Source organism: Xanthomonas sp. DAR33341, assembly GCF_003992815.1.
GTDB lineage: Bacteria > Pseudomonadota > Gammaproteobacteria > Xanthomonadales > Xanthomonadaceae > Xanthomonas > Xanthomonas cissicola.
In genome coordinates, this window is the sequence record NZ_QEYV01000025.1 from 242,290 (window position 1) to 263,960 (window position 21,671).

Below are 21,671 nucleotides of genomic sequence, written 5' to 3' on the forward strand. Positions count from 1 at the left end.
GAGCCAAATCTAACTTTTAGCTGGGTTTACGAGGATCTCTACGCATTTATTCGCAAGCGCTAAAATCTGATCAGTGCCAACAAGATTCTTGGGGATCAGTCCTAGTCATGACGATCCATAAATGCAAACGCATGGAGTTCCGAAGCATCTTTTTGTCTTGCACATAGTGGGAGAATTTGTGGGGCGATCAAGCCGAGGAATAATACGGCAAGCATGACGACCGGTAACTTGAAGAAGCTTGCGAGAGACCTATCTAACAAAGTGCTGGGTGAACCCATCCTTCCGTTAGCAGAGGAGTTTGGAGCTGTCGTGGGAGCTGCGAAACGGGCTGCTTCACGCCAGGCCCGGCACGGCTCCTGATCGGGCTCAGCGGCTATTTCGTCATGGCCACGTGTGGTCGATCGACAATACCAATGAATTTTCGGATCGGTGCATTAGGGCGGGGCAATCGCTGAACGCGCTTCTCCATGAACAGCTGGCGCAGCCGGGCGGGAGTGATTAAAGCACCATTGACAGGCCCCACTTTCGCCCTAGGTTTCTGGGTGGAGGTGGTGAATGTACGGATCGAACGATGTTGGGAGTAGAGTGCCATCCTCCATGGCGGCGGCTCGACATTCGATTCGGCGAAATACTAAGCCTCATTCGCTGGACGCCTACTTCGAAGAACAAGGTGCTCGACTGGATCGGCGCATGGTGTGCGGGAAGGAGTGTTTGTCACTGACTGTGATCAATGGCTCGCGACTTTACCGGGTAGGAAACGGGCACTGTATTTTTGGATCAGAACGAGAGCTTTGGCGGGCATGGTGCCGCCAGCAGCGCCAATTCGCCTGGCAGAAAATCTGTGCTAGGGCGTTGATCGATCAGGCGTTTGGGCAAGGCGGGCAAGCACGCTTTTCTCTTCAACGCTGGGTGGAGAGCGAAGCGATCTTGCCAGAAGTCGCCACGCCGTCTCCCTGGCCTTGGTCTGTCCTCTCACGCTCTGACTGGCGTTCGGCGTTCAAAGTGGCCGATGACCTATGGACTGACGTTCCAAAGGCCGGCATTGAGATCTCGATCTTAGAACTTCGCGACGTATGCGTTGAAGATCAATTCAACATCGATAGGCCACAACAATATTTGCGCGCGTTTGCCAATCTCCTTCATGAGGCTGAGCGAGAATGGCTTGAAAGCGAGACCCTGTTCGCACAAGGTAAAAGTCAGCCAAGAAGGTTGTAGCCCCGCATTGACGATGCGCTTCGCCATTGGGCAAAGTTCGAAGATGAACTTTGATCCCAGAGCTATCGCTGTCGTTGATCGTTTTGATGAAGACCAAGAGCCGGTTGTGCTTGAAATGCTTGACCCGGTTTGGTTTGGCTACATTGAACGCTTTCTTAAAAAAACCGCTCTTGGGACGAAGGAAGACGCGCTAGTCGTGCACAAGCTTCAAGAGCTGGCTTTGCAGAAGCGCTGGCTGGTCTGTGGGTGCCAAGGGATGCATTCCACAAAGTCCCCTGTCTTCTTCCCCAAGCAAGTGCCCAACGGCACCATTCGAAAAGCGACGCTGGTGCACCTTTACGACCGCCCGGCCCATCATCCGGATTGCAAATTGTCGCGCGAGCGGCCTTTATCGTTGGGTGGGATTTCAGGCCTTCCGCGCGTCAAGAAGGTCAGGGGGCTTGCTGTCCTAAAAGCCATGGGACTAGGAGGTTTCGCTGCCGCGAGTTATAAGCATCAGCCAGCGGAGCGAATGAGTCACGCCCAGAAGATGCCAACACTGGCGCGGGTTCTGTTCACTGTGTTGGAAGGAGCATCACTCAATCGAATTGGCATTGAGACGAAGCCCATCAGCGACCAGATGAAAGCGTTGTCCTCTTACCTCGATAATCAGTTCCTCGACTCGGATAAAGCGGTTCCAGCAAAGCCTTGGTTCAGGCTATCGTTTAGCCATCTCGATGAGTTGAAAGCTAAGATCGTTGCAGGGCAAGCAGCTTTTGGGAAGGTGCAACCACAAGGCTTTGTGATAGATGTCGTCGATGATCACGACACCACTTGCGGTGAGCATGTTCTGACCAGGTGCAAACAGCACTATTCCTTCAAGGGGCGATTGCTTATTCCCGGAGAGGGAACGGCTGGCCCATGGCTTGCCATAGCGTTGGTGGCATTGCTCCCAGGACAGTCTTTGCCGCAGATCTATCAAGCCTACTTGCACCCCTTGGCCAAGCTTGGAAGCTATGTGCTGGTTGACTCAGGACTTGAAAGAAAGACGCTCGATCTGCTTGAAAAAATGCTCTGGAAGTTCAACAAAATGAAGAAGCCCTTCGAGATCATCAAGCCGTTGATCGACTTGAAGCAAGAGGGCCAGGGTGTTCGTCCTGATTTCATCTTGGAGGCCAAGGGCAAGCGCTTGATCGTTGAAATGATGGGCTTTCAGGATGAGGAGTATCTGGAACAGAAAGAGCGTATGCACGAGCTGATGCGAAAGCTGCCCGGCGTGGTTGATCTGTTTGCTCACGACGGAAGTAACGACCGCGAGCTCAAAGCCTTCGTCAACCAACTTGCCTAGAAACGGCAAACTAGTGGCCGGCTTGTTCAGCCGGTCACTGGCTTAGCGATTACTTGCTGATAAAAGTCAGCAGGTCCTGGTTCACCCGATCCTTGTAAGTTTCAGTCAAGCCCTGCGGTGCGCCCGCATAGACGATGATCTTGGCACCCTTGATGAGGCTTGTCAGCGATGTCGATCGGAACGTCTGATCATCGTCTTCCGATGGATCGCCATAGCTCCGGGTGATGTCGCAATCATCCCCGTGGGGTAGGGCGTAGAAGTGAGCGACCTTGCCGCGTCGCCCTGGGCTAGGTCTGGATGCGGATCTGAAATGAGCCGTGGCCTCGCAATAGGGACAGCGCAAATGGGGCTTCAACGCTCGGCGAGCAGACGGATCCAAATCTGCCACCTGTTGGGCCGTATAGTCCTGGTCGCTTCGACGATCCCTTGCTTTATCCATAGACACCCCCTGTCTTGACCTACATGCTTTCAAGGGTTGTGGCAGTAGTCAAGCTGTTCAAGTTGAGGAGGCCCGACCGGCCTCATGCCCTCCCGATATCCAAAAAAGACAGAGGTCGCTGCGGAGCAATACGATAGAATAGTAGAGCTTTTCGATAGATCGCCGTGCAGCTTTACTGCAATAGATTTCTCCCGAATAATTTGCTAATCAACCGATTGGAATAGTCCTGAATGACAACCGCGTCTTTGAGTGCCCTTGCCGCTGCTAAAGAAAAATTGGCAGAAGAAATTCGGAAATTGGAAGAGCAGGAAGCTCAGCTACGCCAGCAGCAATCATCTGAAGCCTATACAGAGATCGTCAAGTTGCTCGACCAATACACCGATCATTTCAGTGCAAAGCAGAAGTCGGAGATTGCGGCTCTGATCGGCGCTGATGTGGCTAAGCCGAAGAAGGCTGCTTCCAAAAGAAAGGAAGTAGCGCCCAAGTATTGGTTGCCACACAACCAAGAAACGTGGTCGGGGCGCGGTCGTCCGCCTAAAGCCTTCACCATTTGGCAGGGCAGTGCCTCTTACAAAGAATGGAAAGCCAAGCATCCGGATGAGAAGTTCCCGGCTTTCCCGGGCTGAGGCTTGCGAATGCGAGGCAACGAGTGCCCGAAGAGACCTCGGGCACTCATTTCTTACGTCTGCGGATTGCCGTCTATTAGCTCAGATCACAACCACTCGTCTGCGGCCAAGTGGTTGCCGGCAGCATCGCTTTGACATTGGCTGGCGCTGTGATGCCAATCGTGCTGGCGCCAAAGGTGTCTTCCAGCTCATTGATGCTGACGATGTAGCTGCCCAGCGAGCCGAGCGTTGCGCTGTTCGGAAGACGCGGGACCGGTGGTCGCTCCCCCGCGCGACGCTTGAGCAGCGTCTTGCCGGCACCCCCACAAGAAGTTCGATTGTTCGCTGCGCCCAAGTAGGTTGGAAGCATAGACGCCCGACGTGCTACCTCCGATTAGAGCTGGACGTCCATAGGTGTGAAGCATCTAGTCAGCCCCGCGCTCAGTCAGCGCACGATCGTGTGACTTCTTCCGTATCAGGGTGAGGGCGCGTCTCAAGCAGTGCGACAGCGCTGCGGATACTCCTGTCCATGGACCGAGCCGAGCTACGCCTTCACCTCGAACGCCTGGATGCAGCAGTTCCCACCCTGCGGGCCTCAAGTCCTGATCGCCGCCACTTTTGGCGAGCTTTTACAGTCATGGCTGCCGCCATCGAGAGCAAGGCAGCGACGAGCGAAGACGCGCAGTTCGTCGGCCGTCGGGCCGAGGAAATCTTGTCCTGGCATGGGCTCGAAAACACGGGCGAACACGTCTGAGTCCATTCATGCCGACCAGCCCATCCCGATGCCTGCGTGCTGCTCATGCGCAGCGATGCATGCGTAAGGCAGCAAGCACAGGTCCGCAGTAGCCCATCACTGGCTGCAAAGCCCAGCCATTGCCTGCTGACATCAATCGACCCCGTCCATCCGAATACCGTTTAGCCCGCAGGTCTTGTAGGGCATGCATGGTGCTGTCTCCACCAGCGCTGGGCCTCTGAAAGGGACCTTAGCTCCGCTGTCCCGACCGCAAGGACAGGCCTCCTTCTCGGCGCTGGCACTTTGTTGCGGCCCTTCACTGTGCGCCGCTTGCGCGGTGCTCGCTCTCGGGTGCGATAGGGCCGGACGCTTCGCCTGTCGGTTCCCACGAGGCGCACAACGCGCTGGTGGAGAAGAACCGATGAAGCGCACCAAAGACATCAAGGCTCAATACCAACTCCAGATGGACGAGGAGGGCATCTTGCTCGCCGCAGCCACCATCCTGGAACGACGCCTTCAACGCCAAGGCCGCATCCACAGCCCCGACCAAGCTGGCGATTACCTGATTGCCCGCTGCGCTCACCTGCCGCACGAAGTCTTCGGGGTCGTCTTCCTGGACATCAAGAATCACATCCTGGCAACCGAGCATCTCTTCTTCGGCACCATCGACGGCTGCGAGGTGCACCCTCGGGTGGTCGCCAAGCGCGCCCTGGATTTGAACGCTGCGGCCGTCATCCTGTTTCATAATCACCCAAGCGGCAATCCGGAGCCAAGCGAAGCTGACCGCAAGGTCACCGCGCGCCTGCAGCAGGCATTGAGTCTCCTCGACATCCGGGTGCTGGACCACATGGTCATCGGTGGGTGTCAGCACACCAGCCTGGCGGAAGGGGTTGTATAGCCCCTTGTGTAGGCTGACAGCACCGGCCTACAGCCGGCGCACCCCAGATCAGGGCCCTACCTTGCCTCCGTTCCGGCCATGGCCCGCGTGCTTAGCGAGCAATGACAGCGCTTCCTGCCGCCAGGCCCAAGTGCTAAGCTGTACGACCTGTGAATCGCCGTAGCTCACGTCGAAAGTGGGTTGGCGAAATAAATATTTGAGGGCGGAATGGAATCTACTTCGCAGCGGTTGCGTGTTGACGTAAAGCGTATAAGTTTAAATTTGCTACTTATATGCCTTGGTTTTTTTGCCTTCAATCACGCTGCGCAAGCAGATGGCCCAGATGCGCATTGTGCTAGCAGAACCGATGATTGTTCGTTTGCACGTGCCAGCGCGGTCGCCGATGGTTGGCTGAAATATTTTAGTGATCCTCAGAACTATCCTCCAAGTATTCAGCCGTATTTGGTTGATCTGCCAGCCCCGCCTGGTGACGAGTTCGCATCCTTGTGCGTTCGCTGGAAAAATTATGGTGATAGCTGTTGGTGGTTGTCATTTTACAGGGCGCGCACATTTCCGCCCTATCCGGGAGATGCTTGCAGCGGTAGACCCACGAAATGCACTCGCGCAATTGCAGCTGCGCTTGCTAGGAAAGCCGTGGACTATCATCAGCAGCGAATTCCCCAAGCAGGGGCTTATTTCAAAGAGTATATGGAGGGGGATAAGGTTGCGGGTTATTGCTCCCAATGGTCAAATCCGGACGGGTGCTTTTACCTTGCTCTATTTGCACAGGACGAGACTGATTACGAGCCTGCTTTAAGCCAGGGCCCGCCTTCCTGTCAATCGCCTAGTCTCAGCTGCGGCAACCCGATCAATGTCGGCACCGGGAATAAATACCAGGTAGAGACAGATTGGAACGATGCTGGTCTGCCTAAGTTTGTGCGTTATTACAACAGTGATCGGGCAGGTTCGGCAAACAGCGACTTGGGCGCTTTTTGGACACATACGTATAGCCGCAGCGTGGTGTTGAAGACTGTCGATGGTGTATCAAAAGTCGAGGTCTACCGACCAACTGGCGGAGTTGAAGTGTTTTCGCTGTTAGGCAGCCAGTGGGTGCCAAATACCGGAATATCAAGCTCACTGACGGCAGTCGTTGACTCCTCAGGAGCAACGATAGGTTGGGAATACAACTCGGCTAAGAAGGTCGAGATTGAGAAGTATGATGCATTTGGACGTTTGACCGAGATTTTGCAAAGAGGTGGGCAGCGCATAGGAATTAGCTATGCCTTCCCAGGGGCCGAGCAGCTTGGGAAAAGAATTTCTCAAGTCAAGAATGACGAGGGAAGGTGGCTGTCGTTTCAGTATGACATCAGTGGGATGGTCGCTGGCATCTCGGATTCTGCTGGAAACGGTGCTGCCTATGCTTACGACGGCTCTTCTTTCTTAAGTTCGGTCACGCGTTCGGTCGGTTCTCGGAGGTATGAATACAACGCCCGAGACTACACAGATGGCGCAGATCTTCCGGGCGCTCTGACTGGAATATTTGACGAGAATGGGGACAGATTTGCGACCTACTTCTACGATCAGAAAGGGAGAGCCGTTGCAACCCAGCATGCCGGTGGCGTAAACCGCTTTTCTGTTGCTTATGGTGACGGCGGCGGTAGTCACGTCCAGACAGCATCAGGCAGTTCCGAGACACGAGGGTTTAGTTCTGTCAATGGACAGAAGAAAGTCACCACTCTTACGGCAGATTGCACAAACTGCGTTCAGCAGGTAGAGACCTATTCCTATGACAGCGCAGGGAACTTGGACAAAGTCTCACGCGCGGGTAGTTATTTATATGACTACGATTATGATTCTAATGGCATCTTGATCAGGAAGTCCGAGGGCTCAGCTGATAGCGGGGCTGTGTTGCGATCCTCAAATTACGAGGTTGATCTCAACTCTGGTTTGCCGCTTGCTTACACGCTGACCGAACAGGGCAAACTGGTCCAGAGACAGGAGTGGTCCTATAACGCCAGAGGCCAGACTCTGACCTCGGCGCAAATCGATCCCACTAGCGGTGCAGCTCGGATCACGACACATCGCTATTGCGAAGATGCGGATGTCGCGGCAGGCGCATGTCCTTCGGCTGGCTTGCTGCTGTCCAGTATTGGCCCGCGCAAAGATATCGCAGACAGCACGACTTACAGCTACTACATCAGCGACGATCCCGGCTGTGAACTTGTGCCTGCTGTCTGCTCCTACCGCAAGGGCGATCTGTGGAAGATCACCGATAGCCTTGGGCGTGGCACTGAATATCTTGCTTATGACGGTGCTGGTCACGCGTTGTCGACTAAGGATGCCAACGGCGTCATCACCGATTACACCTACAACCCGCGTGGATGGCTCAGTGCCATCAAGATGCGCGGCACTGATGCGTCGAGCGAAGCTGACGATCGTATTACTCTCATCGACTATTGGCCCACTGGCTTGGCTAAGCAAGTCACTCAGCCGGATGGTAGGTTCACTTCATTCACTTACGATGCGGCACATCGACTGACTGACATCACGGACAGCGCTGGCAATACAGTCCATTACACATTGGACAATGTCGGAAAGCGGATCAAGGAAGATACGAAGGACGCCTCAGGTGCGCTCAAGCGGACGCTTTCGCGGATCTACAACGAGTTGGGTCAGCTGAAAACACAAGCAACGGCGGCGGGTGATCCGACAGATCTGGGGTATGACGCCAGCGGCAATGCTAATGCGGTGATTGATGCGCTGGGCGTCGCTACTCAGAACAACTTTGATCCCCTCAACCGCTTGTCTCGCACATTGCAAGACATCGCTGGTATCAAGGCGGAAACCAAGTTTGAGCATGATGCCTTGGACAACCTGACTAAGGTCACTGACCCCAAGGGCTTGGACACCAAATACGAATACAACGGCTTCGGCGATTTGGTGAAGCTCACCAGTCCAGACACTGGGGTGACTGCCTATACCTACGACAGCGCAGGTAACCGGGCTACTCAGACCGATGCGCGAGGCAACACCAGTGCATACAGTTACGATGCGCTTAATCGCATAACCAAGATCAGCTATCCAACCAGCAGCCTCAACGTCACTTACACCTACGACGCAATACAGCCCGTTTGTGCGAGCGGTGAGACGTTCGGCATTGGTCGCTTGTCCAAAATGCAAGATGGCGGTGCGATCACCCAATATTGCTACAACCGCTTCGGTGACTTGGTGCGGAAGGTGCAGACCAGTAATGGCAAAGCTTTGGTGTTGCGTTACGACTACACCATCGGTGGGCAGCTGCGACGCATGACCTACCCAGATGCCACGGTGGTTGACTATGTTCGCAATGCACAAGGTTTGACCATCGAGCTTGGTGTCACCCCACTTGGCGGAAGCCGCCAAGTGCTGCTTAGCAATGCGAGCTACTATCCTTTTGGGCCAGCGGCAAACTGGACCTACGGCAATGGCCGTGTGCTTGAACGCCGCTACGATCTTGACTACCGCCCGCAAGCGATTCAGGACACGCGCCCTGGCGGACTAGAAGTAGGCTTCGGCTTCGATCCAGCTGGCAATCTCACCGTGCTGACACCGGCTGGGAACGCAACGCCAGAGATCGGCCTGGGCTATGACGCGCTGGGCCGTCTAACTGCCCTTAAAGATGGCGGCACTGGAACGCTGATCGACGGCTATACCTACGATGCCACCGGCAACCGACTGACCGCAAAGGTGGGCACGGCTACCCAGGTCTATATTTATCCGGCGACGAGCCATCGCTTGAGTGCAGTGGCAGGCGTCACACGCACTTACGATGCCGCAGGTAATGCTACGGCCATCGGCGGCACTGCCAGGCAATACACCTATGACACCACGGGTCGCATGACCCAGGCCCGCCGCGCTGGCGCGGTGACGATGAACTATCGCTACAACGGCCGAGGTGAGCAGGTTCGCCGGTTCTTGGGAGCTACCAACACCTACACGCTCTACGATGAATCAGGTCATTGGCTAGGCGACTACGATACCAACGGCATTGCAAGGCAGCAGGCAATTTGGTTGGACGACTTGCCGGTTGGTCTTCTGACTGATGCGACGAAGTTGCATTACATCGAGCCCGATCACTTGGGAAGCCCGCGTGTTGTGATCGACCCGGTGCGCGATGTGGCGGTTTGGAATTGGAGTCTGAAAGGCGAAGCATTCGGTAACACCGCACCCGATCAAGACCCGGATGGCGATGGTGCAGCATTCGTCTTTGATATGCGCTTCCCAGGGCAACGCTACGATGCAGCCAGTGGGCTAAATCAGAACTACTTCCGTGACTATGACGCTGCCACTGGGCGTTATGCACAGAGCGACCCTATTGGTCTTGCTGGGGGAATGAACTCATATGCCTATGTTGGATCGTCACCAATTCAAATGACGGACCCATCCGGGCAAATTGCAGTGCCAATGCCAATTCCGCTGCCCGGGCTTCCGCCTCCCCATCCACTCGTGTGGGCAGCGCTCGGCGGTGCAGCCATTGGTGCGGGCTTCAATGCGGGCTATGAGTATTTGTCCGGAGGAAGCAGTCCAGGAACTGACTTGTATGATCTAACTCATCCTCAGGCATCTGTTGCAAACGATTCTGCCTCAGGTGTTTCGGATAAGGCTGCGCAAGCTACGGAGCGAAAGGAGTACAGTCGTGTATGTAAATCGCCTATTCCTCCTTCCGGCGATAAGTGCCTGGACGCAAAAGCAAACCTAGCTCGCCTAAGGCAGTGCCTGCAACTAAGAGAGGCATACAGTAAGAAATGGTTTGGTGACCAAGACCCTGGCCACATGATAGAAATAAGCAACACGCGTAAAGCTATTCTGAACCAAGAAATGGATGTCCGGATTTATTGCAAAGACGAGTGTTGATGAGGACTTATGTTAGTTAGCGAATTATTTGAAGAGTATAGTCAACTGCCTGAGTATGTCGGTATAAGGCTGCTTGATGTTAATCAAGTCAGCTTATTCGGGGATAGGCCCATAAACATCGCTGCAACCAGAGGGAGTATTCCAGAGATGGAAGTCCTCGTCTCCCTTGGTGCAGACGTCAATAGCGCTGGCGAGCATGGCTATACGCCACTTCACAACGCAGTTGAGCAGGGTATAGTTGTGGCCGTAAAGTGGTTGTTAGAAAGGGGCGCTAACAAAGAGGCAGTCAATGATGCGGGCATGACTCCGAAGGGCCTTGCGGTGGTATTGGGCGAAAAAGAGTTGGTTGAAGTATTGAATACTTAGTTTTGATCTGTGGTGGACGAATAAATATAGCCGGAGGGTTGCAATATTCGGCTATAAGTTGGTGCTAGCTAATCTTAAAAAACAGCGTGGCTGGTCTAGGTGACTATGACAAATATCAGCAAGGCGGAAAGCTTCGAAGACGGATTTTTGCGGGCTGCGCTTGAAGTCATCGCAAAGCGCGATGAGCGCGAGGCCATCATCACCAGCCAGGATTTCGATGGCCTGAAGCAACGACTTGATCGCTCACCGAGCACGACGCGCTTCACCCAAGCCATGGCGGAGTTTTACCTCAGCATCCCAAGGCGTCAGTTCGACAAGCTCAAACGAGAACACGGCAATCCGTTTTTGATCAGCAAGAGCACGCCGAGATCTATCCCCAAAGTGCACCTCTTGACGTGGTATGCGCAAGTCACCAAAGCCCGGGAGAAGATTCAAGATCCGATCTCGGGCAAATTCGGTCGAACGGGGAAGGGCATCCCCTTCATTGTGATCCGCGAGTCCTCAGAAAAAATCAAGAGCGTGATCTCGCATGCGGGCATCACGGGGCTCGATATGAGTGTGATCGAAGAAGCTTTCCAGCAAGGCGCAACGATCTTGGCTCTGACCATCGATCAAGCCTTAGCGCTACCTTGGCAGTCAAATGCCGAGAAAAAGCATTGGCGAAATGCCTACCGCTCTCATCTGATGACGGTCCATGCATCTAAGATGGCATGGCTGGATCGCCAAGAGTTAGACGAAGACACGAAGCCCGTTTAGCGCGGCGGCCCACCACACGTATTGGCTGCCTGGTGCATCCGGGCGCTGGCGTTATCGGCGCCGGATGAATGGATGTTCAGCGATCGTGGCGATTTCGTCCTGTAGCGACGCGTCTGCGATGCATAGATTGCGTTCCGAAGCTTGGCAAGTCGTCAAGCGCGGAGAGCAAGATGAAATACACCATCGAGATCAATGCGACGGTCCAAGTCGCCCACTACATGACAGTTGAAGCAAGCTCGCCGCAGGAGGCGCTTGCTCAATGCGATGTCGACACGATTGCGAACAGTGACTTCGATTTCGAAGAATGGTTTAGTGCACCCGAAATCCATCGCATCGAAGATGAAACCGGCACGCTCATTGCGTGTGACTACGAGGACCGTGTTCCTGACATCGACGATCTGTAAGTCCCTTCTCGGCTTGTCCAATCGACTGATGCTGTCACGCTACGATCTTGACGAAAGGCGTTTCGGCCTTAAGTTGAATGGAAAGGAGACGAAATGGACCAATCAATTAGAAGAAATATTAGACAAGCAGTGAAGCAGGGAGGCGAGACATATGTGCAGTCGCTTTGTCAGGCTCAGGGTGACATCGATGCTGCGGCACGCTACGCCATTGAGGTGGCGATCAAGAGCGGCAAAGAAAGCTTGGTTGATCAGCTGGCGCCACTGCTGTCAAAGTCGTTTGCGGTCTATCCGCTTGATGTCGCCGCCAAGGCGGGTTCAGCGCGGGCAGTTGAGCAGCTCATGGCGTTTTGCGACGCAGAAAACGACGAGGCATTGGTGCTTGCTGCCAGGCACGGGCACACGGAGTGCGTCAAACGCCTGCTCAAGGAGTGTAGTCCTTTGCAAGGCGATTCTCAGGCGCTGTATGAGGCAGCGCGTCATGGTCACGCAGATGTGGTCTTTCAGTTGGTCCTTTTTTCAGATGCTAAAGCCCAGGACAGTCGAGCGCTGATCGCTGCGTGTCGGGAAGGCCACTTGGAAGTGGTCAAGCATCTGTTGCCGTTTTCATCCAAAATTCAATGTGCGCAGCATGGCTTTGCGGCGGCGGCCGAGAACAATCATGCCGAGGTCGTTGAGTTCTTGATCGAAGCTGGTCTTCCGGATCCGGAAGACACCTTTTCGCTGGGGCTCAACGTCGCTGCTGCCAAAGGTCATGAACAGCTGGTGCGGACGATACTTTGGGCGATCGTCAGAACAGGGTATGCGCCGCGCGACTTTGGCGAGAAAGCACTGTTCGCTGCAGCAACGGAGGGCGATGCAGGAATGGTCAAGTCACTCTTGGAATTCACCCATAAGACCGCTTATCCGGAGGCAGGCTTGTTTGCTGCACTCCAAAATGGCCATGATGAAGTGGCGGATCTTCTGGTTCGCCGAGTGAACCTAGATCACGTGCGCGAATTGATCTCGGACGAAGAGATCGAAGCCAAGCTTGATGAAGCGATTGCCAGACTTGACGCTACGAAGCAGCACGGAGAGCTTCAATCCAACGAGCGCAAGAGATTTGCGCAGAGCAATACGTCAAGTTCAATAGAGAAGAGCCCTGCTCGCGGCGCACGCTTGTAAGCGAATGCTGTAGGAATACGCCTGGATGTCATCGGCATCCTCACTCCGTTGCTTACTTCTAAGGGCCTGCTCTCCGTATCTCCCAATCGCCACGCGATAGGGTTCGGACCTGATGGAGGTCAGTGTCGTAGATGGCGATCAGGTCAGAGCTGCTGGCAATGATGTGGCCTCGGATCTTTCGCTCACCCTTTTCCCAGAGTTCTGAATCGCTTGTCGACACTGGTCCAAGGAGGCGTCGCCTCTCTTTGGTTGCTTTCTCTTTCCCGGCTCTCTCTCCGACCAAGCCTGGCATGATCGCAACAAGCAGGCCAACCAAGTAAAGCATCACTCCTAAATAAACGACAGATGCGGCCATGCCGGCTGAGGACACGATGCCGCTTAGCCATGGCCGTTCCCGAATGAATAAAGTGATGCGATTGTTGACTGCTGGCCCGGTAGGTAGACGGTAGAGCCAGATCGCGAACCAGAGCATGAGAAAAAACGTGATCGGAACGCGCCACGGGACAGATCGGAGAATGCCAACGCCTTGAAGCATAATGGCATAGTATCCATTCACAATTTTCCAATCGGTAGATTGCGGGAAGAGATCAGCTTGAACACCCCATGCATCGAGATAGGTGGTGTATGAGACATGACCGCAGCCATGAAGGACAACCCCAGCCAGAGTTGTCATGGCAGCGAGGCTGCCGACGAAACGGGTGATGGACCACGATCGCTTAGAGAGCAACTTGCCTTGCTCTTCCGGTGGCGTGATGGGACGGTTTGATTTGACGATTTCTGTATGACGCATGGTTCTCGAGGTCGATTAATTGCTGGAAAAGAAGGTTTTCCTTAGCCAATCCATTGCTTCATCGAGATCGAGGTTCGAGCTGGCATAGGACACTTGAAGCAGGTGAGGCGAAAGCAGACTGTCCCACTTTTGGCTGGCCAGATTTTTAGCACCTGCCAATAGCACTTCAATGGACGGGGCTGGTGCAGCGGCAATCGCCTTGAGCGCTGTCTCGATGTTCTCAAGGGCACTCGGACCCCGAGTGATCTCGACCCCCAGTCGGCTCCCCTGAGCCTTGAAGTTCCTGGCATTGAGCAAGCAAGCGATTGCATCGTTGGCCGCATCGCCCAGCCAAGTGAGAAGCAGGATGTCGCTTCCCCTATCCAGAAAGAGTTGATCATCCAAGCTGTGTTGCTGGTAGCTGGTCCGTCCTTCATCGATGAAGCGCTGCGCACACGCATCCACAAACGTCGGCGTCAGTGTTCCCTGATAGATCGCTTGCATGGTTTGACGCACTTTGGTATGTACGCGTCCGCCGCCGCCGCTGAACAACGGTGGCGCGCCACTTTTGGTGGCAGACACATAGATTGTTTTCTGGCCTTCGTCGATTTGCTCGACCAGCCAGGTGCGCCCACCAAACAAGATACGCTGGCCGGTCGTGAGCATCTGAGAGACGGGCAGGGTGCCAAGCGGTTTGCCAGCGGCGACAATCCGAAATTCTTCGTCGACCGTGAACGCTGCATAGAACGAGTAGTGGTTGACGATACGGTCACCGACAGATCCGTGCAACAAGAGCCCAGATCCGTCTTGAATCAAGATGTTGTGCTGCCCCAAATGGCGCAAGAGCTCGACAAACGCATCACGAGACACTTGATTGAAAGGGGCATTGGGGGCGCACAGCAACTGGAATGCCTGAGGTGCAGTCAGGCCGCCATACTGCGCAATGGCGGAAAGGAGCTGCTGGATGAAGGTGGAAAGATGCGCACCTTTGACCACAGGCGGCTCATACCATTTTTCGGTGAGCAGCATGACTACGGCCAAAGTCTGGAAGGTGTCGAGCCTCAGGCGTGTTCGGAGATCCGCTTGCGAGTCGATGGCGTCTTCAATCACATAGCCGCGCAAGATCGCAGCTTCACCTTTGCGTCTTCCGGATCTGCCCATGCGTTGACGGAGACTGGCAACGGTAGGGGGCGTTCCAATCTGGGCAACGCTCTTGACCGCGCCGATATCGATGCCAAGCTCCAACGTGTTGGTGCAAACGGCAGTCGCTGGCTGATTCTTTTGTTTGAGCGCAGCCTCAGTGTCGTAACGGATTTCTTTGGAAAGACTGCCATGGTGAGGCCAGAACTCGCGCGAAACGCCGCTTTTCTCGCAAAGCTCATTGAGCAGGTGTGTATAGCGCTCGACCTCACGGCGGCTGTTGGGAAAGACCAGGTTGTTGCTACCTCGAAGGATTTTGAACAAATGCTCGGCCACAGCCAATGGTGCTAGTTCTTGCTTCTCCTTCTTGTCATCAGCTTCGCCCTTTTGAGGAACAGGTTCTTCAAAGCCTTTGATGATAAGGAGAAGTTCTGACGCATCGGAAGGGGCATCGACAATCGCAGCGGTGCCCGCTGGACGCAGAAAGCGCGCCGCAGCCTGCATGTCACCCAGTGTTGCCGATAGCCCAATGCGAGGCACCTTGCGTCCAACGACGGTATCGATCCGGTGCAGCAAGGATTGAAGTTGTTTGCCGCGCTCGCTGCCGATGAAGGCATGTAGCTCGTCGATCACAAAGTAGGCAAGGTGCTTGAAGATGCCGGCAACCGAGGTGCCTCGATTGCATAGCATCGCTTCCAGCGACTCTGGTGTAATCAGAACGACGCCATGTGGTTTCTTGAAGAAGCGTTGTTTGCTTGTGCTGCTGATGTCGCCATGCCACGGCCACACCGGAATGTCGAGGTCTTCGCACAGTCGCTCCAATCGACCGAATTGATCATTGATCAAGGCCTTCAAGGGGCTGATGTAAACGATCAAACCTGCTGGGGTTTGCTGTTCGAGATACGTCAGCGCTGGGAGAAAGGCCGCTTCCGTCTTCCCCGAGGCGGTGCTAGCAGCCACGATCACATCTTGATCGGCAGGCAGGATCAGTGGGATGGCCATTTCCTGGACATCCCGCAGGGCTTCCCATTGCTCTGCCCACAAGTAGCGCTGGATGCCTGGCGAAAGAAGCGAGAAGGCGTTCGACTGGCTCATGGATTAAAGCTTGAACGAAGCCAATTCGTCATCCCCTTGAACCGCGAGATCTTCGTCGCCGCCATGGTCTTCCTTGACTTCGACCTCTCCGATCAAGGTTTGCCAAGCCGTGCCGGGATTTTGCTCCAAGACAGCCAAGAGATTGATGAACGCGGTAATCGTGGTGCGAGGCGTGCGGAAGAAGCTGTCACCAATCCGATTGGCGCAGTGCTCCATGAATTGCTGGATCGCTTCGTCAGGCAGCAAATACTTGTCCGCATCGCCGCTTGCGTAGACATGACGGATCTTGGTCAAAAGCACATAGAAGTCTTCTGCAGTGAGGCTCGAAAGCCGGACCACAGGTCCGGAGAAGTCGACCAGCCCTTCCTTGGCAAAGGCGTTTTGGGCCAAACGGCTTTGAAGGGCCTGATAGCTGTAAACGCCACGCCGCGTGTCCATCAGGAACTCGGGCGTGCCACCCAATACGAAGCCAAGACCGACTGCCGTGCCTTGGAAGGAATCATTGAGCATGCGCAAGATCTGCTCGTAGTTCGAGTTGCGCGCTTGGGCATTAGCAAGCTTATAGAGATTAACGAGCTCGTCTAGGCAAACCAGAAGGCCGCTAAAGCCGGCCAGGCGCACAAAGCGCCCCATCAGTTTGAGCTGATCGTAGACTGAGGCATCATCAACAATCGAGCGCACACCCAGCGCAGCTTTAGCGTCGGTCTTGGTGGAGAACTCGCCACGCAGCCAGCGAATGGCAGCGGATTTGAGTTGCTCATTGCTTTCTTCAAAGCCTTTGCAGTAAGCCGCAATGACATCAGCGAAGTCATAGCCGTTAACGAGTTCCGTCAGCTGTTCAAGCTTGGCGCGGATGACTTGTTCGGTGGGAACATCTTTTGCTTTGGCTTCGGTCTTAGCGGTCGCGATGAATTTCTCAACGACTCCTGGCAGCGCGCCACCGTCAGGCTTGGTGCGCGTGGCCAAGTTACGCATGAGTTCTGCATAGAGAGAGCGCGCCTGACCACCGGAGGCATGCAAACGCCGATCGGGATTGAGGTCAGCGCTTGCCACGACGAGCTTGCGCTCCATCGCGATGGCGCGCACCAGGTTGAGGAAAAAGGTCTTGCCGGCACCGTATTCGCCAACGACCAGTCGGAACGAGGAGCCGCCATCGGCCAAGCGATCAATGTCGCTGACCAGCGTTTCGACTTCGCGAATGCGCCCAACCTGGATTAGGTGCTGACCAGCACGAGGCACGACACCTGCACGCAACGACTGGATGACCGCATCACGATCCTTGGCACGAATAGGGTTGCTCATTGCTCTATTTTCTCGATGAACTCTGGGTTGATCTCCACCGGATCGTCTCCTTCAGAGAATGGGATGTCATAAGCATCAAACGATGCATCATTGATGTGCTCAAGTGCGCCGTCGAGCATTAGTTCTAGATCCGAAGCGCCATCTTCGAGTTCCGAGCGCGTCCAACTGGGTCGGGAGAGCATGAGGCGCAGCAGTGCGCTGTGTGCTTCATCCAAGCCCAACATGCCAGGAGTAGCAGTAGCTTCTTGACCCGGGAGCGTCAGTGCTTGGGGCTCGATGATGAGCTCAGGCACATCATCGGTAAAGATGCCAGCCAAGAGGGCAGAGACCTTAGCGGTATCCCGTTGAAGTTCGGCGATGCGCTTGGGATCCAGGCGAAACTGCTTGGTTGGCTCTGCTTTGGGGGTGCTTCTGCCCGTGCCAACTGCATGGACATCGCTAAAGACTCGTTTGGTCTCCACACCGAGCGTCTTGTAAACCTTCTCCAAGAAGCGCATTTCGTCCGGCGAAACCGTGCCGTCACTTTGCGCAAGGCTTGCCATTGAGGTTGCGATCGTTTCCTTGGTGATTTGATCCAATGGATCAAGCTTTTTCTTGAGCGAGGCCAGAGTGATGGGTGCTTGGCTCAGCCACACAAGATGCGCACGAAGGCGCTTGTGGTCGGCGGGACTGAGGTGACTCCATGCATCAATCTCTCGGCCAAGATGTTCGATTTCGTGTGCACTGAAATCGCCATCGGCCTGAGCAACGGTGGAAGCAAGTTGCAAGGTCAACAGGGCGATTTGATACGCGCTGCTTTGGGCCTGATGGGTTTGGCCGGGCAGCAACGCAAAGAGGGCAACAGGATCAGTGTCGCCAGGCGCCCGCGCGCCTTCGAGCACGTTGGGCTCCATGCCGATGTGAGTGGCTTCGAGCGTCCTGGCAAGATCTCGGATCTTTTCTCGGTTGAGCGACGCTCCACCATTGCCAAAGCGATCGGCAAGCTGGCTCAGGGGCAGGGTGATCGCACGACCTTGAACCTCGTCCACCAGCAGTTGGAGCGCTGCTTTGCTGGGGGCAGGCCAGATGCTGGTTGGCAGGTGTAACAGGCCTTCCAGCGTGGTTCGAGCTTCGGGATTTTTAATCAGAAGACGACTGAACGGGCCGAGTTCATCCGTGCATTGCTGGACGATTTCGTTGAGCTTCTTGATGGGCGCTGTGAGCGCGGTGACATCCGGTGTATCGCCAAAGGTCTTGGGTTTGAAGCTGCTGCCATAAAAGGCAGGGGAAAATGTTTGTCTCGAAAATTTCAGCTTGGTGCGGTTCTTGGGCAGGACCAACCCCGCGTCAAAAAGCTCCCGGTATCGCTCAACAAAGAGCTGATCGAACTCCTCTGCGCAGCGGACAGTAGGAGTGCGCATGGAGACTTCTGGGCTGAGGCGTGCCCAGGCAAGGGCCAAGGGTGCGGGAACCGGGGCACGATCCAAGGAGCATTGACCCAAGGCTAGGCGGAGGTAAAACGGAAGCTCATGTGTGCGCTGAAAGCTGGGGAGCGGTTTGGTGTAAAGCTTTTCCCCAACGTCATCAAGTTCCATCCAGTCCAGCAAGCTGTTGATCTGGAATCGGATAACGGGGTAGATCTTGCCGTAGGCGGCTTCTAGCTGTCGCAGTGCTGCCTTGATTTCCGGCCAACCCTGCTTTGACTCTGAATCGTCGGCTCCATCGATCAAGACCCGCCGTTCAATGCCATACAAGAACAACATCACGTATCGATAGTTGCATTCGGGATCGGATCGATCAGAAGCGAGCCAATTGATGTAGGCACGACGTTCGGTTGCAGATAGGTCAGCGTAGTTTTCTTGATAGCCGACTGGCTCGCGGTAGTTGCCAGTTGGTGCAACGGCGAGAACGCCATTGACCAAGCTGGGTTCATTCCCACCCCTTGGTGTTGCGAGCTTGACCCCAGAGTAGAACAGTCCGCCCGAGATTTTTACCCCGCGAATTTCAATGATCTCGCCCGGCTGCACCCAACGCGTGTTCTCCCAGCCCGCAGGAGGCTTGGGCACCAAGAATTCCTTCGCAGGTGCACTGCTGGCGATGCTGGTGCGATGAAGTTCGTCCGGGGCGTTCGCCGGCTCCGTGCGGGAGGCCGCAGGCAACGGTGGCGGAATGGATGACACCTCTGTCTCGCTCGACGGAACAGGAATAGGCTGCAATGCAGCTGGCAGTGCTGGGATCGTCTCAACTCTTCCAGCAGTTGGCGTTGGCGCGATCACGCGTTGACTTTCAAGTGTGGGGTCGGAAGCCGTTTGGGCGGGTGGAGGCATCGCAGCTCTAGCAACGACTGCACGCATAGCGTCGAGAAGATTGCTGTTCAGTTGCTGCGGCGATGACGGGGCTTCCGTAGGTGCCGAGGCGATGGTTTGCGCGTCTGGTGTCTTGTTTGTTCCTAGATCGCTTGGACTAGGCGAAGCAGTTGGGCGTGGGCGGCTCGGTGTGGGCACGATGATGCGCGGAGCGTCTGATGCGGCATCAATGGCAGAGTTCGCTTGCCGGCTGATTGATGATTGCTCAGCCACAGCGCGCATTGCTTCAAGCAAATTGCCGTTGGGCCGCTGAGGAACGGGACGATCTTGAGGATTTCCGGTGGCGCTCGGTTCCTGTGTGGCACGTGTGCCTGACAGAATGATCGTAGACATTTCCGCCTGCCCAGGAGGGGCAGGAGTCTGTGGTGCTACTGGTGTCATCGGGCCGTGCTCGGCAATATGCGCCATCGCGGTCCGCAAGTTCCCCGGTCGGTAGGTTGCAACCCGAGCTGGGTTCTGTGGAGGTGCCGCCTGGGGAGCATGGGGAGCTGATTGGCTCAACGCTGCGGTCGGTGCCGCAACGCGCTCGCTGGCAACCCGGTTGCTCTGCGAGGGCGATGGAGCGATCGGTGGTTGAGCGGCCTCTAGCATGGAAGACAGGATCTTACGGTTGGCGCTGGCGGGAGCAGATGCTGCTGAGCCGCGAGATGTGCTTGGGGCCTTCTTTGTCCCAGTGAGTTCCGCGAGGGTCGGCTCACGCACGATTGGGGCGGGTGACTTCCTCTGAGCCTGCCACTTCACGAAGAGGTAGACCCCGAAAGCGACCACAGCAGTAATGCCGAGAGCAATCCATACCTGTCTCGGCACCATCGCAATGATCACCAAGGCGACTACCAATGCGATCACGGTAAGGTCCGCGCCTTGCTTTTTCCTGCGTCTCGCCACGTGGCCCCCTGCCTCTGGCACTCCTCCTGGGGGATGTTAACCGGACATCGTGCTAGATGGATATGAAGCTTTGGCTCAGCTAAAAGATGGGTATACGGAGGGCATGCCAGAATATATGCTCAAGCTTGGGTAGACCAAAATCGGTCCAAAGGAGCTTCAATGATTGATCTTGATGAGGTTAGAGTTTTACTTGACGAGTGGAACGCTGAAGCCAAAGAGCGAGTTGCTAAAGAAAGGATCAGCGGAGGAGTTAGTGAGCTCGATTTTCTAATAAAGAATGACATCCGTGAAAGGCATAGGCGAGAGCTGATTTCCATGGATGATGCGCTTGAGTCCTTAGAGGTAGAGATGAATTCAATTTCCGAGGATGAGTTTGCTTCGGAGGAAAAGGAATATGACGTAGGTCTTGCTGAGAAGATTACAGAGTTGCGCGAAGAAATTTGGTTAATAATTAAATAGTTCGGCCGCCCTATTTTTTGAACACTCCGACAAAGAATTGATTTACATGCCAAATTTAGAGGTGATAGAAAAATATCTTCTGGCGTTGTATCGCGCCATAAGAAAATTTGCCAGCCGCTCCCGTCTAACAGCAGCAAGGCGGCTATTTTTTATAGCGCTGGCTGGTGTAGCAGTAGCCATAATTTCAGTGTTTTCGTTTAACGGTTTGATTTGGTATGTCGATCAGGAGTCTGCTCAGCGAAACAAGGTCTATACCAGTAAGATGGAGAGGTCGAGAATTGACCGGGCTATAGATGCGGTAAGTATTTGTTCAAAAGAAAAAGAGAAGCAAAGTGTGAGTGCGAATTTTTATTGCAATGAGGCAGTATGGCGTTATAAGAATGTCATGGGGCGTTACGAAAGTTCGGAGCGAGTAATTGAGCTTGTGAAAAATAAAGCATATGAGGCGATGCAGTTAGATATGCGACAGCATCTTGAAGATGTGGAGGCTGCAACGTTGAGAGATGCTGAAAACTTTCTAGAAAAACTATTTGCGGAATTTAGTGCGAATCAATGGCAAATTTTTGTTGCTTCTCTGATTTTACTGGTCCATTTGATAGCTAGTTGGGCTATGTATAAGAAAAGGTTGTGTGGATTTTGATGCTTGTTCCGGTTTGTCCTAATTGTTGTTCTAGTTTTTAGATCCGCCACGGATTTTATGGGAATTAAAAGCCGTGGCGAATGCGGTGACTCAGTGTGGGGCGAATTTTGTATTCTTAGCATGTTGTCGATACATAATTGGCAGGTTGCGATTACATTGATACGCCCAGGATTTCCTAGACATCTCAAGGCCATGGAAAATGGCTGATTCGGAGGTGTCCATGAGCAGTAAGCGGTATACGGATGAGTTCAAGATCGAGG

Annotated in this window: 16 protein-coding genes and 1 pseudogene; 12 read left to right on the forward strand and 5 right to left on the reverse strand. The window is 54.6% G+C overall.

What is annotated here, in order from left to right:
- Positions 1 to 555: 555 nt before the first annotated feature.
- The 3 genes from EO156_RS23970 to EO156_RS11160 all read left to right on the forward strand — a co-directional run bounded on the left by EO156_RS23970 (position 556) and on the right by EO156_RS11160 (position 3,607).
- The gene (locus EO156_RS23970; RefSeq protein WP_154666344.1) at positions 556 to 1,215 is read left to right on the forward strand and encodes a hypothetical protein; all 660 of its coding nucleotides are present in this window, start codon (positions 556 to 558) and stop codon (positions 1,213 to 1,215) included.
- Between the two features lie 43 nt (positions 1,216 to 1,258).
- Positions 1,259 to 2,542, forward strand: coding sequence for a DUF790 family protein (locus tag EO156_RS11150; RefSeq protein ID WP_228885007.1), 1,284 nt, complete (start codon positions 1,259 to 1,261; stop codon positions 2,540 to 2,542).
- A 669-nt stretch (positions 2,543 to 3,211) separates the two neighbouring features.
- Positions 3,212 to 3,607 carry an H-NS family nucleoid-associated regulatory protein gene (locus EO156_RS11160; RefSeq protein ID WP_016851266.1) on the forward strand — a complete coding sequence of 132 codons (396 nt, stop codon included), beginning with the start codon at positions 3,212 to 3,214 and terminating at the stop codon, positions 3,605 to 3,607.
- A gap of 76 nt (positions 3,608 to 3,683) precedes the next feature.
- Here EO156_RS11160 and EO156_RS11165 read toward each other — a convergent pair.
- Positions 3,684 to 3,851, reverse strand: a pseudogene (locus EO156_RS11165) (endonuclease); the annotation flags it as partial.
- A 264-nt stretch (positions 3,852 to 4,115) separates the two neighbouring features.
- On the opposite strand from EO156_RS11165, the gene EO156_RS11170 reads away from it, so the two are divergent.
- The 7 genes from EO156_RS11170 to EO156_RS11200 all read left to right on the forward strand — a co-directional run bounded on the left by EO156_RS11170 (position 4,116) and on the right by EO156_RS11200 (position 12,776).
- Positions 4,116 to 4,340: a hypothetical protein gene (locus EO156_RS11170; RefSeq protein WP_026007257.1), complete on the forward strand. Its 225-nt coding sequence runs from the start codon at positions 4,116 to 4,118 to the stop codon at positions 4,338 to 4,340.
- Positions 4,341 to 4,740: 400 nt separating this feature from the next.
- Positions 4,741 to 5,217: a DNA repair protein RadC gene (radC, locus tag EO156_RS11175; protein WP_016851264.1), complete on the forward strand. Its 477-nt coding sequence runs from the start codon at positions 4,741 to 4,743 to the stop codon at positions 5,215 to 5,217.
- 633 nt (positions 5,218 to 5,850) lie between these two features.
- Positions 5,851 to 10,089, forward strand: a complete 4,239-nt coding sequence (locus EO156_RS11180) for an RHS repeat-associated core domain-containing protein (RefSeq protein ID WP_230577948.1) — start codon at positions 5,851 to 5,853, stop codon at positions 10,087 to 10,089.
- Positions 10,090 to 10,098: 9 nt separating this feature from the next.
- A complete protein-coding gene (locus EO156_RS11185) occupies positions 10,099 to 10,455 on the forward strand; it encodes an ankyrin repeat domain-containing protein (protein ID WP_016851262.1) in 357 nt (118 codons plus the stop codon).
- A gap of 105 nt (positions 10,456 to 10,560) precedes the next feature.
- The gene (locus EO156_RS11190; protein ID WP_016851261.1) at positions 10,561 to 11,211 is read left to right on the forward strand and encodes a hypothetical protein; all 651 of its coding nucleotides are present in this window, start codon (positions 10,561 to 10,563) and stop codon (positions 11,209 to 11,211) included.
- Between the two features lie 170 nt (positions 11,212 to 11,381).
- The gene (locus tag EO156_RS11195; RefSeq protein ID WP_016851260.1) at positions 11,382 to 11,615 is read left to right on the forward strand and encodes a hypothetical protein; all 234 of its coding nucleotides are present in this window, start codon (positions 11,382 to 11,384) and stop codon (positions 11,613 to 11,615) included.
- Positions 11,616 to 11,708: 93 nt separating this feature from the next.
- Positions 11,709 to 12,776, forward strand: coding sequence for an ankyrin repeat domain-containing protein (locus EO156_RS11200; RefSeq protein ID WP_026007255.1), 1,068 nt, complete (start codon positions 11,709 to 11,711; stop codon positions 12,774 to 12,776).
- Between the two features lie 58 nt (positions 12,777 to 12,834).
- Here EO156_RS11200 and EO156_RS11205 read toward each other — a convergent pair whose 3' ends face one another.
- From EO156_RS11205 to EO156_RS11220, 4 genes are read right to left on the reverse strand one after another with little or no spacing between them, the layout of a single operon-like run.
- Entirely contained in the window at positions 12,835 to 13,566 is a 732-nt protein-coding gene (locus EO156_RS11205; RefSeq protein WP_230577947.1) for a hypothetical protein, read from the reverse strand.
- A 15-nt stretch (positions 13,567 to 13,581) separates the two neighbouring features.
- Positions 13,582 to 15,780, reverse strand: a complete 2,199-nt coding sequence (locus tag EO156_RS11210) for a DEAD/DEAH box helicase (protein WP_016851257.1) — start codon at positions 15,778 to 15,780, stop codon at positions 13,582 to 13,584.
- A gap of 3 nt (positions 15,781 to 15,783) precedes the next feature.
- Positions 15,784 to 17,082, reverse strand: coding sequence for an ATP-binding protein (locus EO156_RS11215; RefSeq protein ID WP_014089894.1), 1,299 nt, complete (start codon positions 17,080 to 17,082; stop codon positions 15,784 to 15,786).
- Positions 17,079 to 19,760: a TerB N-terminal domain-containing protein gene (locus EO156_RS11220; protein WP_230577946.1), complete on the reverse strand. Its 2,682-nt coding sequence runs from the start codon at positions 19,758 to 19,760 to the stop codon at positions 17,079 to 17,081. Before EO156_RS11220 ends, EO156_RS11215 begins: the two co-directional genes overlap by 4 nt.
- 711 nt (positions 19,761 to 20,471) lie before the next feature.
- Here EO156_RS11220 and EO156_RS11225 point away from each other — a divergent pair.
- A complete protein-coding gene (locus EO156_RS11225; RefSeq protein ID WP_014089896.1) occupies positions 20,472 to 20,771 on the forward strand; it encodes a hypothetical protein in 300 nt (99 codons plus the stop codon).
- Between the two features lie 46 nt (positions 20,772 to 20,817).
- On the forward strand, positions 20,818 to 21,411 hold the full coding sequence (locus EO156_RS11230; protein ID WP_124632061.1) for a hypothetical protein: 594 nt from the start codon (positions 20,818 to 20,820) through the stop codon (positions 21,409 to 21,411).
- The last annotated feature ends 260 nt before the right edge of the window (positions 21,412 to 21,671 follow it).